Origin of the sequence: Actinomadura sp. NPDC000600, from assembly GCF_040492135.1 — a bacterium.
In the GTDB taxonomy this organism is placed as follows: Bacteria; Actinomycetota; Actinomycetes; order Streptosporangiales; family Streptosporangiaceae; genus Spirillospora.
The window spans coordinates 1-13,896 of sequence record NZ_JBEUPD010000058.1 but is presented as its reverse complement, the minus strand read 5'-3'; the positions used below and the strand labels follow the sequence as shown (position 1 = coordinate 13,896).

Sequence of the window (13,896 nt, the reverse complement as noted above, 5' to 3'; positions counted from 1 at the left end):
GGCCGGGTGGGCCTCTCCCCCGGTTGTTCTTCTGATGCGCGGGTGGCGGCCAGGCCGTCGTAGGCGTCGCCGACGATGAGTTCGTGCCGCGGTGTCGACACCGGCGCGCACGAGGGCGTCGATCTGGTGGTCGAGGTGTGCTGGGGCGCCCGCGCCTACGGCGCCTTGGTAGTGCCGGCGGGTGCGTTTTCGCGTGTTCGGCGGTGTGCGTTCAGTACGGAGTCGAGCAGGCCGGGGAACAGTGCGTCGAGGTCCTCTCGGCGCAGCCTTACCAGCCGGGACCGGCCCTGCGCCTTCGTCCATGTGACGCCGGCCTCGCGCAGCACCCGGTAGTGGTGCGACAGCGTCGTCTGATGCACGTCGATCTCGGCGCCGATCGCGTTGCAGAAGGCCTCGCCCATCCGGTCGAGGCGCAGGACGAGGTCCAGCCGCACCGGATCGGCGAGCGCTCGCAGAACGTCCACCAGCCGGATGGCCTCGGTCGCCGGCTGTGACACCTCGCGCATCGCCGCCCCCTGTGTTCCGCGTACTCGGCACGCTACCAACTCATTGATATATGGACAACCATCCATGTATTGCCTAGGGTTTCGCTCCGTACTCCTGGGATCCCTCTGGAAAGGCGGCGTCGCCCGGTGTTGAAACGACTCCTCCCGCTGGCTCTGGCGACCTTCGCCGTCGGCACCGACAGTTACGTCATCGCCGGCCTGCTGCCGGCCATCGCCGCGGACCTGCGGGTCTCCACTCCCGCCGCCGGGCAGCTGGTGACGGTGTTCGCCCTGGTGATGGCCGTGTCGGCGCCCGTCATGGGCGCGCTCACCAGTGGACTGGCCAGGCGGTCCGCGCTGCTGATCGCGTTGGGGGTGTTCGTGGTCGGCAACGCCGCCACCGCCCTCGGGACCGGCTTCGGGGCGGTGATGGCCGCTCGCGTCGTCACGGCGGTCGGGGCCGGGATGATCAATTCCGTCGCCTCCAGCACCGCGGGGGCCATCGCGCCACCGGAACGCCGAGGCAGGGCCCTTGCCTTCGTGTTGGGCGGCCTCACGTTGGCGACGGCGTTGGGCCTCCCCCTCGGCACGCTGATCGGCCGTACCGACTGGCGCATCACCCTGTGGGCCGTCGCCGGGATCGGCCTTGCCGCGCTTCTGGGAATCGCCGTCGGCCTGCCCGAGGTGAGGCTCCCGGCCGCCACGCTGGGCGACCGGCTGCGTCCGCTCAGGCAGGGCAGGGTTCTCGCGCTGCTGGCGGTCACCACGCTGGTGTTCCTCGGCGCCTACACCCTCTACACCTACATCGGCCCGGCGCTGGAGGACGCGACCGGCGGCTCCGAATCGCTGCTCTCCGTCGTCCTGCTGGCCTGGGGAGTCGGCGTCCTGGCCGGGAACATCGTCGCCGGACGGCTGGTCGACCGGCACGATCCCGCGCGGGTGCTGACCGGGCCTCTCGTGATCGCCGCCATCGCCCTTGGCCTCACTTCGGTGGCGACCGCCACGCTCGTGTCCACTCTGGCATGGGCCGCGATCTGGGGCGCGGCGCTGGGCGTCGTCGTGGTGCCGCAGCAGCACCGGCTCATCGCCCTCAGTCCGGAAGCGGCACCGGTTCTGCTCGGCCTCAATTCCTCGGCCATCTATGTCGGGATCGCTCTCGGCGGTGGTTTGGGCGGGCTGGTTCAGGAGTGGTTCGCCATGGCGCCCGCCGCGCTGGGGTTGCCGGCAGCCGGTGTCACGACCCTGGCGCTGCTCTACCACTTGGCGGTCGTACGCCTTCGCGCGTCCGCAGCGCCCCGGCCGACCCGCTCCACCGCGGAGAAGGCCCAGGCGTGACGCCCTGCGTTGGGTGCGAGCCTCGGGACGGCGGGGGCCTTCAGATTGTGGTCATCAGGGGTCTCCTCCTGAATGAGGAGAGCGGTTAGGGTGCGGGTATGCGCCGACGACATTGATCTTCACCTGAGGCGGGGCTCGCGCGGAGGCTGTACGCCTACGCGTTCCTCGAGGACTTCGTTCTTCTGTACCCGGTGTACGCGGTGCTGTTCGCCGATGCCGGGCTCTCCCCCGCCGCCGTTTCGTCGTTGTTCGTGATCTGGTCGGTCACGACGTTCGCGCTGGAGTTGCCGTCCGGGCTGTGGGCGGACGTGTTCTCGCGGCGGTTGCTGCTGGTGGCCTCTCCCCTGCTGGCGGGTGCGGGTTTCGGGCTGTGGGCGTTCTTTCCTTCGTATCCGGTGTTCGCGGCGGGGTTCGTGTTGTGGGGCGCGGGTTCGGCTCTGCGTTCGGGGACGATGCAGGCGCTGGTGTACGAGGAGCTGGAGCGGGTGGGGGCGCCGGGCGCGTACGCGCGGTTGATGGGGCGTTCTGAGGCGGTGTCGCTGCTGGCCGTGGTCGCGGCGTCGGCGGTGGCGGCGCCGGTGCTGGCGGCGTGGGGGTTCCGGGCGCTGGGTGCGGCGAGTGTGGCGGCTTGCGTGGGGTGTGCGGTGGCGGGGTGGTTCCTGCCGGAGTCCAGGGGCGGTGGTGAGGGGGCGGAGCCGTCGCTGGGGTCGGTGGTGCGTCAGGGGTGGGCGCAGGTGCGGGGTGAGCCGGCGGTGCGGCGGGCGCTGGTGCTGGTGGTGGTGCTGGAGGGTGTGACGGCGCTGGATGAGTACGTGCCGCTGCTGGTGGCGTCGACGGGGGTGGCGGTTTCGGCGGTGCCGTTGCTGGTGCTGGTGGTGACGGTCGGTGACGCGGTGGGCGGCTGGTCGGCGGGGCGGGGGGTGCGGTGGCTGGCGCCGGTGCTGGGGGCGGGTGCGGTGTGCCTGGCGGTGGGGTGCTGGGGTGGCCGGCCGGGTGGGCTGGTGCTGGTGGCGGCGGCGTTCGGGGTGTTCCGGTGGGCGATGGCGGCGGCGGACGCGCGGTTGCAGGAGCGGGTGGGTGACGGGGCGCGGGCGACGGTGACGTCGGTGGCGGGTTTCGGGGCGGAGGTGGTGGCGGTTCTGGTGTACGCGGGGTACGCGCTGGGGTCGCGGTGGGCCGGGGCCGGGGTGCTGATGGGTGCGGCCGCGGTGCCGTATGCGGTGGTGGCGGTAGTGCTGGGGTTGGCGGCGCGGCGGGGCCGTGTACATCCGGAGGCGTAGGCGGCGGGTGGTCGGTACGCGAAAGGCGCATTGCGGTTGAACGCTCTCGCCGGATTCGCGGGGGGCAGGTGCGGGCCGAGGATCGTGGGGTCGTTGCGGATCGATTCTTGGGGTGCTGATGGGTGCGGGGTCGTTGGATCTGGCGCGGCTGCAGTTCGCGTTGACGGCCGGTACGCATTTCCTGTTCGTGGCGCTGACGCTGGGGTTGGCGACGCTGGTGGCGTTGACGCAGACGCGGGCGACGGTGTCGGGCAGTGCGGTGCATGCGCGGATGGTGCGTTTCTGGGGGCAGCTGTACGTCATCAACTATGCGGTGGGGATCGTCACCGGGTTGGTGATGGAGTTCCAGTTCGGGTTGAACTGGTCGGGGCTGTCGCGGGTGACGGGGAGCGTGTTCGGGGCGCCGCTGGCGCTGGAGACGATCGTGGCGTTCTTCGTGGAGTCGACGTTCCTGGGGTTGTGGATCTTCGGGTGGGATCGGCTGAACCGGTGGGTGCACCTGTCGCTGATCTGGGTGGTGACGTTGACGGCGTACCTGTCGGCGTACTTCGTGCTGGTGGCGAACGGGTGGCTGCAGCGTCCGGTGGGCTACGTGATGGTGGATGGTGTGGCGCGCCTGGACGACGCGGGGGCGCTGCTGGCGAATCCGACGGCGGTGCTGGCGTTCTTCCACGTGCTGTTCGGCGGGCTGCTGACGGCGGGGTTCTTCATGGCGGGGGTGAGCGGGTTCCATCTGCTGCGGCGGACGGCGGAGGTGGAGTTCTTCCGCCGGTCGATGCGGATCGGGCTGCTGACGGTGATGGTGTCGGTGATGCCGGTGGTGGTGTTCGGGGGGACGCAGTTCAGTTACGCGCAGCCGACGAAGCTGGGCGGTCGCAAGGCGGCGGCCGCGGTGGCGGACTTCACGGCGCGGTTCGGTCCGGACGACTACCGGCCGCCGGTGCTGTCGGGGGTCGGCGAGGCGCTGATGATGGCGATGTGGATGCTGATGCTGCTGATCGCGGTGGTGGCGTTGGTGAAGTTCCCGTTCGGGCGGTGGCTGGTGCGGGGGCGGGTGTTCCACGTGCTGATGATCGCGGCGGTGCCGCTGCCGTACGTGGCGATGATCGCGGGGTGGGTGTTCCGCGAGGTGGGGCGGCAGCCGTGGATGGTGTACGGGGTGCTGAAGACGCGGGACGCGGTGTCGCCGGGTGTGGGGTCGGCGTCGGTCGCGGTGTCGTTCGCGGTGTTCTCGGTGCTGTTCGCGGGTTTGTTCGGGGTGAACGCGTGGCTGCTGGCGCGGTTCGCGCGGCGGGGGCCGGAGGGGGCGGGGCTGGGTGCCTCTCCCCCGGTCGAGCCGGTCGCGCCGGCGATGAGCCCGACGTTCTGACAGGAGCCTGGTGATGGATTCTCTCGCGGTGGTGTTGCTGGCGGTGTTCTCGGCCGGGTACCTGGTGCTGGCGGGTGCCGATGTCGGGGTGGGGATGCTGCTGCCGTGGCTGGGGCGGGACGAGCGGGAGCGGCGGTTGGTGATCGCGTCGTTCGCGCCGTTCTTCCTGGGCAACGAGGTGTGGCTGGTGGCGGCGGCGGGTCTGGTGGCGGGCGCGTTTCCGGGGCTGGAGCACGGGTTGGTGGCGGAGTTGTATCCGCTGTTCTCGGTGCTGCTGGTCGGCTGGGTCGTGCGGGACATGGGGTTGTGGCTGCGGGGCCGGGTGGACGCGGCGGCGTGGCGCGGCCTGTGGGACGGTGCGGTCGTGGCGGGGAGTTGGGCGCTGGCGCTGGCGTGGGGGTCGGTGCTGGGGTCGGTGCTGGCCGGTGGCGGGCTGGGTGTGGGGAGCGTGCAGGGGTTGCCGTTGGCGGCGCTGTTCGCCTGGCACGGTGCGGGGTTCGCGCGGTGGCGGCTGCCGGCGGGGCTGGCGGAGCGGGCGGGGCGGGTCCCGGCGCGGTACGGGTTGTCGGCGCTGGTGATGGCGGGGGCGCCGGTGGTGGCCGGGGTGCAGGTGGAGTGGTCGGAGGTCGTGGCCGAGGGTGCGGGGCTGACGATGACGGCGGTGGTGACGGTGGTGGTGCTGCCGCTGCTGGTGGCGTCGCAGGCGCTGGTGTGGTGGACGTTCCGGGGGCGGGTTCAGTCGCCCTCGTACCTGTAGGCGGCCGTGGTGAAGGGTGTGGAGCGGCGTCTGCTGCGGTCGGTTCCTCGGCGGGCGGTGGTGCTGCTGGGGGTGCTGGCGGCGGGGCAGGGCGTCCTGCTGGTGGTGCAGGCGGAGCTGCTGGTGCGGGCGGTGGCGGGGCTGGACGCGGGGCCGCTGCCGTGGTTGGCGGGGGCGGTGGCCGGGCGGGCGGTGCTGGCGTGGGCGTCGGCGCTGGTGGCGGGCCGGGCGGCGGCGCGGGTGAAGCGCGGTCTGCGGGGGGCGCTGCTGGGGCGGGCGGCGGACGGTGCGGGGGCGCGGGTGACGCTGCTGACCCGGGGCTTGGACGCGGTCGATCCGTTCTTCACCGGTTATGTGCCGCAGCTGGTGGCGGCGTGCGCGGTGCCGGTGGTGGTGCTGGTGCGGTTGGCGGCGGCGGACTGGGCGTCGGCGCTGGTGGTGGCGGTGACGGTTCCGCTGGTGCCGGTGTTCGGTGCGCTGGTGGGGATGCGGACGGCGGCGCTGACGGGGCGGCAGTGGGGGCTGCTGCACCGGCTGGGCGGGCATTTCCGGGACGTGGTGGCGGGGCTGGGGACGTTGCGGGCGTTCGGTCGGACCGGTCATCAGTCGGTGGTGGTGCGGGAGCTGGCGGGCGAGCATCGGCGGGCGAGCGTGCGGGCGCTGCGGGTGGCGTTCCTGTCGTCGCTGGTGCTGGAGCTGGTGTGCGCGTTGTCGGTGGCGCTGGTGGCGGTTCCGGTGGGGTTGCGGCTGCTGGGCGGGGAGATGGCGCTGGCGACGGGTCTGCTGGTGCTGGTGCTGACGCCGGAGGTGTATCTGCCGTTGCGGGCGCTGGGGCAGCGTTTCCACGCGAGTGCGGAGGGGGTCGCGGCGGCGCGGGAGGCGTTCGCGGTGCTGGACGCGGCGGGGGGTGTGCGGCGCGGTGGCGGGGCGGTGCCGGGCGGGCGGGCGCCGGAGATCGTGCTGGAGGAGGTGACCGTCCGGTATCCGGGGGCGGGCGGGGCGGCGCTGGATCGGGTGTCGCTGCGGGTGGGGGCGGGTGAGCGGGTGGCGGTGACGGGGCCGTCGGGGGCGGGCAAGTCGACGCTGCTGCTGGTGCTGGCCGGGCTGGTGTCCCCCGACTCGGGTCGGGTGCTGGTGGACGGGGTGGATCTGGCGGAGTTGGACGTGGAGGCGTGGCGGGCGTGTGTGGGGTGGGTGCCGCAGCGTCCGCATCTGTTCGCGGCGTCGGTGGCCGACAACATCCGGTTGGGTGATCCGGGGGCCGGGATGGGGCGGGTAGAGGAGGCGGCGCGGGCGGCGGCGGTGGATTTCGTCGGGGGTCTGCCGGAGGGGTTCGCGACGGTGCTGGGTGAGGGCGGTGCGGGGTTGTCGGCCGGGCAGCGGCAGCGGCTGGCGATCGCGCGGGCGTACTTGTCGGGGGGTCCGGTGATGCTGCTGGACGAGCCGACGGCGCGGCTGGATCTGCACAGTGAGCGGGTGCTGGTGGACGCGGCGGTGCGGTTGCTGGCGGGGCGGACGGCGGTGGTGGTGGCGCATCGTCCGGCGTTGCTGGGGGCGGTGGACCGGGTGGTGCGGTTGGAGCGCGGCCGGGTGTGCGGGGCATCAGGCGCGGGTGCCGGGGAGGCGGCGGCGTGAGGGGGGTGTGGGGCGCGGTGCGTCCGCACGCGGTGCGGCTGGTGGCCGCGGGTGCGGCGGGCGCGGCGGCGGAGCTGTGCGGGCTGGGGTTGATCGCGGCGGCGGCGTGGCTGATCGCGCGGGCGTCGCAGCGGCCGGAGCTGGCGGCGCTGTCGTTGGCGATCGCGGCGGTGCGGGGGTTCGCGCTGGCGAAGGGGTCGCTGCGGTATGTCGAGCGGCTCGCGGGGCATGACGCGGCGCTGCGGGCGCTGGCGGAGTTGCGGGGGCGGGTGTTCGACGCGTTGGCGGCGGCGCGTCCGGGGGCGCGGCGGGTGCGGGACGGTGAGGCGCTGACGCGGATGGTGTCGGATGTGGACGCCGTCCAGGACCTGCTGCTGCGGTGCGTGCTGCCGGCGGCGGCGTCGGTGGTGTGCGGGGCCGCGGGGGTGGCGGTGTGCGCGCTGGTGGATGTGCCGGCGGCGGTGGTGCTGGCCGTGGGTTTGCTGGTGGCGGGCGTGGTGGTGCCGGTGGCGGCGGCGGTGGCGGGGGGTCGTGCGGCGGCGCGGATGGCGGCCGGGCGCGAGGTGCTGGCGGTGCGGGCGCTGGACGTGCTGGAGGGTGCGCGGGATCTGGCGGTGTTCGGTGCGTCCGGCCGGTTCGCGGAGCGGGCGGAGGATGCGGCGCGGCGGCTGGAGCGGGCGGAGCGGTCGGCGGTGCGGGTGTCGGCGGCGGTGGCGGCGGCCGGTTTCGCGGTGCAGGGCGTGGCGGTCGCGGCGGTGGCGTGGGCGGGGCTGCGGGCGGGCGTGGACGAGGTGGGCGCGGCGGTGCTGGCGCTCACGGCGCTGGTGGCGGTGGAGTCGGTGCTGCCGCTGGCGGGTGCGGCGCAGCGGTTGCGGGAGGTGCTGCCGGCGGTGCGGCGGGTGGGGGCGGTGCTGGCCGCTCCCCCGGCGCCGCGCGCGGCGCGTGCGGCGGTGGTGCCGCGGGGGCCGTTGGAGGTGAAGCTTTTGGGCGTGCGGGTCGCCTACGGGGAGGGTGTGGCGCTGGACGGGGTGGATCTGCGGGTGGAGCGGGGGCGGCGGGTCGCGGTGGTGGGGGCGAGCGGCGCGGGCAAGAGCACTTTGCTGGCGGCGGTGGCCGGCGAGGTGCCGCTGGTGTCGGGTGCGGTGGTGCTGGGCGGGCGGGAGCTCGGCCGGTACGCGCCGGACGAGGTGCGGGGCGCGGTGCGGGGGCTGGCGCAGGACGCGCACGTGTTCGGCGCGACGGTGCGGGCGAACGTGCTGCTGGCGCGGCCGGACGCCGGTGAGGCGGAGTTGTGGGCGGCGGCGGAGCGCGCGCGGTTCGCCGAGGTGGTGCGGGCGCTGCCGGACGGGTGGGACACCGTGGTGGGGGCGGGCGGGCGGGGCCTGTCGGGCGGGCAGCGGCAGCGGCTGCTGCTGGCGCGGGCGCTGCTGGCCGACCCGCCGGTGCTGGTGCTGGACGAGCCGGCCGAGGGGCTGGACCCGGCGATGGCGGACGCGGTGGTGCGGGACCTGCTCGAGGCGCCCGGCGGCGGGACGCTGCTGCTGGTGACGCATCGGCTGGCGGCGCTGGGCGCGGCCGACGAGGTGGTGGTGATGGACCGGGGCCGGGTGGTGCAGCGGGGCCGGCATGAGGAGTTGGCGGCGGCGCCGGGCGCCTACCGCGATCTGTGGGAGGCCGAGCTGCTCGCCGACCGCGCGGTGGCGTGCTGACCCGCGGGCGGCCGGGGTCAGGGCGGCAGGGTCAGGGCGCCGGGGGCGGGTGTTCGGCCGGGTCGGTTCTGGCGCGGCGGAGGGCGCGTGCGAGCGCGGCGACGGCGTCGGGGATGGCCGAGGCGGGGACGGCCGCGTATCCGAGGACGAGGCCGGGCGGGTGGGGCCGCTGCGCGTGCCATGACAGCGGGTGGGCCTTGACGCCGAGTTCCAGTGCCGCCGCGGCGAGGTCGGCGTCGTGCAGGGCGCCGGGGGGCTCGCCGGGGAAGGTGATGGTCAGGTGCAGTCCGGCGGCGGCGCCGTGCACGGCCGCGGTGGGCAGGTGCGCGGCGATGGCCTCGATCATGGTGTCGCGGCGGCGGCGGTGGCGGCGCCGCAGCAGCCGCAGGGTCCGCTCCATCTCCCCCGAGTCCATGAGTTCGGCGAGGACGAGCTGCGGCAGCGCGGCGTTGCCGAGGTCGGCGAAGCGCTTCTCGGCGATGACGGCGTCCAGGTGGGAGGGCGGCGGGAGGAGCCATCCGATCCGCAGCGCGGGCGCGAGGAGTTTGGAGACGCTGCCGACGTAGAAGACGCGGTCGGTGAGCATGGAGCGCAGGGCGGGGACGGGCGGCCGGTCGTAGCGGTGCTCGGCGTCGTAGTCGTCCTCGATGACCAGGCCGCCGTCGGCGGCCCAGCGCATGAGGTCGCGGCGGCGGTCCGCGCCGAGCACGGCGCCGGTGGGGAACTGGTGGGCCGGGGTGAGCAGGGCGGCGGGGGCGCCGGTGGCGCGCAGGCGGTCGACGCGGATCCCGGCGGCGTCGACGGGGACGGGCGGGGTGCCGGTCCCCCAGTGCGCCAGGTGCTGGCGGACGCCGAGGGAGCCGGGGTCCTCGACGGCGATCCGGTCGATGCCCTCGCGGGTCAGGACGCGGGCGGCGAGGCCGAGGGCCTGGGTGGTGCCGGCCACGATGACGATGCCGTCGGGGTCGGCGCGGATGCCGCGGTTGCGGGCGAGCCAGGCGGCGACGGCGGTGCGCAGCGCGGGGGCGCCGCGGGGGTCGCCGTAGCCGAGGGCGGTGGCGGGCAGGTCGCGCAGGACGGTGCGTTCGGCGCGGTGCCAGGCCGCGCGGGGGAACGCGGCGAGGTCCGGCAGGCCGGGTGACAGGTCGGTGCGGGCGGGCAGGGCGCGCAGGACGTCGAACAGGTCGGGGCCCGGCCGTCTCGGGAAGGGCGTGCCCGCGGGCGTCCGCGGCGCGGAGGCCGCGGAGGCGGAGGGGGTGACCGCCGGTCCGGTCGGGGGGCGGGCGGCGAGGGGGGCCGCGACGACGACGGTGCCGGCGCGGCCGCGTCCGGCGACATGGCCCTCGTCGGCGAGGCGCTGGTAGGCCTCGGTGACCACGCCGCGGGAGACGCGCAGCTCGGCGGCCAGGACGCGGGTGGCGGGCAGGCGGGCCCCCACGGGCAGGCGGCCGTCGGCGACGGCGTCGCGCAGCCGCCCGGCGAGCCAGTCCGCCAGTCCGCCGGGCGGGGCGTCGGCGGTGTCGAGTTGCAGGAAGTCCGATCCCCCCGAGTCCGATCCCCGCGCGTCTCCCCCCGACCCCGGTCCCCGCGTTATGGACCGGTCGTGTTCGCCGCCTTTGGACCTGTGCATCAGGCCATTGTGCGGCCACGGTGGACGCATGGAAACCACCACGACGACCGGGTCAGGCCGGTATGTGCACGGGTACTCCGGCCGGGAGGCGCGGCGGCTCGGCGACCAGGCCGACGCCCTGGCGGCGCTGCTGCACGACGGGACCGCCTACCCGGCGGGCAGCCGGGTGCTGGAGGCCGGCTGCGGTGTCGGCGCGCAGACGGTGCACCTGGTGTCGCGCTCCCCCGGCGTCCGCCTGACCGCCGTGGACCTGTCGGGCGCCTCCCTGGACCAGGCCCGCGCCCGCGTCGCCGCGTCCTGCCCCGAGGCGGCGGTGGAGTGGCGGCGCGCCGACCTGCGGGACCTGCCGTTCCCCGACGCGGCGTTCGACCACGTGTTCGTGTGCTTCGTGCTGGAGCACCTGCCCGACCCGCGCGCGGCGCTGGCCGGGCTGCGGCGGGTGCTGCGGCCCGGCGGGACCCTCACCGCGATCGAGGGCGACCACGGGTCGGCGTTCTTCCACCCCGACAGCGCCCATGCCCGCGCCGCGATCGCCCACCAGGTCGTCCTGCAGGCCGCGGCGGGCGGCGACGCCCTGCTCGGCCGCCGGCTGGGGCCGCTGCTGGCCGAGGCCGGGTACGCGCGGGTCGGCGTCGTGCCGCGCACCGTCTACGCCGACGGGGCCCGGCCCGACCTGGCGCGCGCCTTCACCCGCGACACCTTCACCGCGATGGTCGAGTCCGTCCGCGACGAGGCCGTCGCGGCGGGGCTGGCCACCCCGGCCGACTTCGACCGCGGGGTCGCCGACCTGCACCGCGCCGCGGGCCCCGGCGGCACGTTCCACTACACGTTCTTCAAGGCCACCGCCGTCAACCCGCAGTGACCGTCCCGGCCCCGCCGGGCGGACCGCCCGCGGGGCCGGTGGGGGGCTCGGTCCTCGGCACGAGCCCCCCACCGGGGTCCTGGCCGCCCCCGCCCGCGGCCGCCGCGCCTCGCGCGGCCCTCCCCGCCGCGGGCCGGCCGCCGCTCAGTTCCTCTCCGTGCGCCCGCGGGGATAGCGTCGGGTGCGCCGGTAGCCCACCAGCTCGCCCTCCGCGTCGACCTCGGTGTCGTAGACCGCGAGGATGTCGGCGGAGTCGGGGATGCGGTGCGTCTCCACGACCTCCACCGTGACGCGCCAGCCCTCCTCGGTGCGCTCCATCCCCACGACGCTCTCGGCGCTGCGGCCGGTCATCGCGGTGACGTGCTCCACCGCCATCCGGGCCGCCTTGGACGCGGACAACATCACCGGCCTCCCTAACCGCCCGGCTGGTAGCCGCGGGCGCGGCCCTCGTTCAACCGGTGGATCAGCTCTTCCTCGCGCGCGGCGGCCTCCTCCTCGGTGATCTCGCCGGCCGCGGACTCGTCGGCGACCTGCTGCATCTCCGCGGCGATCCGCCCCGGGTCGTACAGCTGCGCCTCGGCCTGCTCGGTCAGGGTCTCGGCCAGCCACATCACGCCCTTCACGGGCGCCAGCGGCAGCGTGACCAGACCGGTGAAGAATCCCATCGTCCTTTACGCCTCCGGAACGAAGTCGTAGGGCGGCAGCGGCCCGATCAGCCGCAGCCGGATGCGGTCGCCGTGGGTCTGCCCCAGCTTCTCCACGGCCTCCTCGAACGCGGCGCGGCGGTCGGCGCGGACCAGGAACGAGGCGTCCAGGACGTCCTCCTCCCGCGCCGGGGTCTTGCGCGAGAACGCCTCCGCCGCCGAGGTGGCGCCGTCCAGCAGGACCTGCTCGTCGTTCTCGCGGAGCCGCTGCATCGACTGCGCGATCAGCTCGCCGAGCCGGACCCGGTCGTAGTAGACCGCGTCGGCGGCGTCGGCCGGCACCTCCCGCAGGCGCTGCGACAGCTCGGCGACCTCCGGGTCGTTCTGCATGATCTCCCGGAGCACGGCGTCCTCGACGTAGGTGGCCTTCAGGCGCAGCTCGACGCGGCCCTCCAGCTGGTCCAGGACCTGCCCGAGGCGCTCGGAGTTGTCGGCCAGCAGCTCCTTCTCGACCGCGCCGCGGTCGGCCAGCGCCGCCCCGAACCGGAACGGCAGCACCACGGTCCCGGCGTCGACCAGGGCGTTCAGCACCCGCTGGTGCGCCACCAGGTCGGCGCGCTCGCCCAGCGGCCGGTCGGCCGGCAGGTCGCTGACGAGCGCGGCGCACACGCCGCCGTCCTCGACCAGCGACACCGGCCGGTCGTCCAGCCCGGCCAGGTCGGGCGGCAGCGCCGCGCCCGACCGGGTCACCCCGTACACGTACTGCGGGATGCGGTCCCCGGCCTCGGAGCCGCCAGGGGCTTGCGGCGTGCTCATTCTTCCTCGTCCTCCTTCTTGCGCGATGAACGGCGCCGCGCGGGCTCCTTGTCCTCGGAGTCGTCGGAGTCGCCGCCAAAGGTCTCCTTCAGCCGCTCCTGCGCCCCTTCCAGCGCGCCGCGGGTCTTCTTCTTGGCGCCCGACTCCTGCATGCCGCCGACGAACTCCGGCAGGCCCTGCGAGGTGCCGTCGTGGGCGATGTCCAGGCGGTTCACCGCCTCGGCGAACCGCAGATAGGTGTCGACGCTGGCGACGACGATCCGGACGTCGATCGTGAGGATCTCGATTCCGACCAGCGAGACCCGCGCATACAAGTCGATGACCAGACCCTTCTCCAGGATCAGGTCGACGACGTCGGCAAGGCCGCTGCCGGAGCCGCCGCGCTGCACGACATTGCTGCCCGAAGTCTGCTGGGCGACCGGCCCAGTCATGTGATCGCTCCTTCTCGGGTGTCACCCGTTAGGGGGTTGAGCATGCACCCCGATGTACCCGCCTCGGCCTCGCTAAACGGACAATTTGGTTCCGGTCATCGGTTGGTCAAGGCCACGGCGGGCGCCGAAACGACGGCCGGGTCCCCTCCGGGGCGCGCGAAAGCCCTCGCGGAAGGGTCTTCCGCGAGGGCTTTCGCGTCTTCGGGCGGCCTACCGGCCGGCGGCCGGTCAGCGTTTGCGGGCGGTGATGCGCCCCACGACGATTCCGGCGACGGCGGCCCCGGCCACCGGCACCGCGCGCAGGAACCGGCCGAGCGTGACGAGCTTGGCCAGCCCCGCCACGCGGCCGGGCAGCGCCCCCACCTGGCCGCCGGCCCGCGCGACACCCGTCCCGGCGGTCTTCGCCGCGCCCTGCGCGGTGCCCTTCGCACCCTGCGCGGCGCCCTTGGCGCCGCTCTTCGCGCCCTGTGCAGTGCCCTTGGCTCCCTGTGCGGTGCCCTTGGCGCCGTTCTTCGCGCTGTCCTTCGCGCCCTGGGCGGTGCCCTTGGCTCCCGTGGCGGCGGCCTCGGCCGTGCCCGCCGCCCTGCCGACGTTCTTGCTCACTGGTCCGGACCCGTCGCCCGAAACCGAGGGGGTGTCCATCTTCCGTCCTTCCATCAGGGGGAATCTCCTTTGCGCGCCGGAGTGCGACCGGCGCGCGGCGCCCGCCGCACCTCACCGGCGCGGAAACGGGCATTCGGCCTGTACGCGGCGTACCCCACCGGGGCACCGCAAACATTGCCGGTCACCCGGCGGGCGCCCGCCGCCGGGGGGCGCGGACCCCGGGCTCCGGCGATTGGAACCGCCGGTCCGGGTATGCGTAGGCCATGCCACCCGACGAGCCGGCGGGCGCGCCCGCCCCGCCGCCGCGCCCCGGCCCCGCCCGGCGCGCGGCCGAGCCCCG

Annotated in this window: 14 protein-coding genes; 7 read left to right on the top strand and 7 right to left on the bottom strand. The window is 75.0% G+C overall.

Annotated features, from left to right (window positions below):
* Positions 1–155 precede the first annotated feature (155 nt).
* Positions 156–506 carry an ArsR/SmtB family transcription factor gene (locus tag ABWI07_RS41635; protein ID WP_353821912.1) on the bottom strand — a complete coding sequence of 117 codons (351 nt, stop codon included), beginning with the start codon at positions 504–506 and terminating at the stop codon, positions 156–158.
* Between the two features lie 126 nt (positions 507–632).
* Between ABWI07_RS41635 and ABWI07_RS41630 the strand changes: the two genes are divergently transcribed.
* The 6 genes from ABWI07_RS41630 (at position 633) to cydC (ending at position 8,570) form a co-directional block, all read left to right on the top strand.
* Positions 633–1,820 (top strand): MFS transporter, encoded by a 1,188-nt coding sequence (locus ABWI07_RS41630; RefSeq protein WP_149258412.1) that lies wholly within the window; start codon positions 633–635, stop codon positions 1,818–1,820.
* Positions 1,821–2,011: 191 nt separating this feature from the next.
* Positions 2,012–3,100: an MFS transporter gene (locus ABWI07_RS41625; RefSeq protein WP_149258413.1), complete on the top strand. Its 1,089-nt coding sequence runs from the start codon at positions 2,012–2,014 to the stop codon at positions 3,098–3,100.
* 118 nt (positions 3,101–3,218) lie between these two features.
* Positions 3,219–4,469 (top strand): cytochrome ubiquinol oxidase subunit I, encoded by a 1,251-nt coding sequence (locus ABWI07_RS41620; protein WP_353821926.1) that lies wholly within the window; start codon positions 3,219–3,221, stop codon positions 4,467–4,469.
* A 13-nt stretch (positions 4,470–4,482) separates the two neighbouring features.
* Positions 4,483–5,226: a cytochrome d ubiquinol oxidase subunit II gene (locus ABWI07_RS41615; protein WP_353821911.1), complete on the top strand. Its 744-nt coding sequence runs from the start codon at positions 4,483–4,485 to the stop codon at positions 5,224–5,226.
* 18 nt (positions 5,227–5,244) lie between these two features.
* Entirely contained in the window at positions 5,245–6,861 is a 1,617-nt protein-coding gene (gene cydD / locus ABWI07_RS41610) for a thiol reductant ABC exporter subunit CydD (protein WP_353821910.1), read from the top strand.
* Positions 6,858–8,570 (top strand): thiol reductant ABC exporter subunit CydC, encoded by a 1,713-nt coding sequence (cydC, locus tag ABWI07_RS41605; RefSeq protein WP_353821909.1) that lies wholly within the window; start codon positions 6,858–6,860, stop codon positions 8,568–8,570. Before cydD ends, cydC begins: the two co-directional genes overlap by 4 nt.
* A 31-nt stretch (positions 8,571–8,601) precedes the next feature.
* Here cydC and pdxR read toward each other — a convergent pair whose 3' ends face one another.
* Positions 8,602–10,200, bottom strand: coding sequence for a MocR-like pyridoxine biosynthesis transcription factor PdxR (gene pdxR / locus ABWI07_RS41600; RefSeq protein WP_353821908.1), 1,599 nt, complete (start codon positions 10,198–10,200; stop codon positions 8,602–8,604).
* Positions 10,201–10,228: 28 nt separating this feature from the next.
* Between pdxR and ABWI07_RS41595 the strand changes: the two genes are divergently transcribed.
* The gene (locus tag ABWI07_RS41595; protein WP_149258417.1) at positions 10,229–11,062 is read left to right on the top strand and encodes a class I SAM-dependent methyltransferase; all 834 of its coding nucleotides are present in this window, start codon (positions 10,229–10,231) and stop codon (positions 11,060–11,062) included.
* A 144-nt stretch (positions 11,063–11,206) separates the two neighbouring features.
* On the opposite strand, the gene gvpO is transcribed toward ABWI07_RS41595, so the two are convergent.
* The 5 genes from gvpO to ABWI07_RS41570 all read right to left on the bottom strand — a co-directional run bounded on the left by gvpO (position 11,207) and on the right by ABWI07_RS41570 (position 13,610).
* Positions 11,207–11,464: a gas vesicle protein GvpO gene (gene gvpO, locus ABWI07_RS41590; protein WP_149258418.1), complete on the bottom strand. Its 258-nt coding sequence runs from the start codon at positions 11,462–11,464 to the stop codon at positions 11,207–11,209.
* Positions 11,465–11,475: 11 nt separating this feature from the next.
* Entirely contained in the window at positions 11,476–11,727 is a 252-nt protein-coding gene (locus ABWI07_RS41585; protein ID WP_149258419.1) for a gas vesicle protein GvpG, read from the bottom strand.
* Positions 11,728–11,733: 6 nt separating this feature from the next.
* Positions 11,734–12,522 (bottom strand): GvpL/GvpF family gas vesicle protein, encoded by a 789-nt coding sequence (locus ABWI07_RS41580; protein WP_149258420.1) that lies wholly within the window; start codon positions 12,520–12,522, stop codon positions 11,734–11,736.
* Positions 12,519–12,953: a gas vesicle protein GvpJ gene (gvpJ, locus tag ABWI07_RS41575; protein ID WP_149258421.1), complete on the bottom strand. Its 435-nt coding sequence runs from the start codon at positions 12,951–12,953 to the stop codon at positions 12,519–12,521. Before gvpJ ends, ABWI07_RS41580 begins: the two co-directional genes overlap by 4 nt.
* A gap of 228 nt (positions 12,954–13,181) precedes the next feature.
* The gene (locus ABWI07_RS41570; protein WP_353821907.1) at positions 13,182–13,610 is read right to left on the bottom strand and encodes a hypothetical protein; all 429 of its coding nucleotides are present in this window, start codon (positions 13,608–13,610) and stop codon (positions 13,182–13,184) included.
* Between the last annotated feature and the right edge of the window lie 286 nt (positions 13,611–13,896).

Coding starts and splice junctions, on each gene's coding strand:
- ABWI07_RS41635 (WP_353821912.1), bottom strand. CDS start 506: ATGCGCGAGGTGTCACAGCCGGCGACCGAGGCCATCCGGCTGGTGGAC.
- ABWI07_RS41620 (WP_353821926.1), top strand. CDS start 3,219: ATGGGTGCGGGGTCGTTGGATCTGGCGCGGCTGCAGTTCGCGTTGACG.
- ABWI07_RS41615 (WP_353821911.1), top strand. CDS start 4,483: ATGGATTCTCTCGCGGTGGTGTTGCTGGCGGTGTTCTCGGCCGGGTAC.
- pdxR (WP_353821908.1), bottom strand. CDS start 10,200: ATGCACAGGTCCAAAGGCGGCGAACACGACCGGTCCATAACGCGGGGA.
- ABWI07_RS41595 (WP_149258417.1), top strand. CDS start 10,229: ATGGAAACCACCACGACGACCGGGTCAGGCCGGTATGTGCACGGGTAC.
- gvpO (WP_149258418.1), bottom strand. CDS start 11,464: ATGTTGTCCGCGTCCAAGGCGGCCCGGATGGCGGTGGAGCACGTCACC.
- ABWI07_RS41585 (WP_149258419.1), bottom strand. CDS start 11,727: ATGGGATTCTTCACCGGTCTGGTCACGCTGCCGCTGGCGCCCGTGAAG.
- ABWI07_RS41580 (WP_149258420.1), bottom strand. CDS start 12,522: ATGAGCACGCCGCAAGCCCCTGGCGGCTCCGAGGCCGGGGACCGCATC.
- gvpJ (WP_149258421.1), bottom strand. CDS start 12,953: ATGACTGGGCCGGTCGCCCAGCAGACTTCGGGCAGCAATGTCGTGCAG.
- ABWI07_RS41570 (WP_353821907.1), bottom strand. CDS start 13,610: ATGGAAGGACGGAAGATGGACACCCCCTCGGTTTCGGGCGACGGGTCC.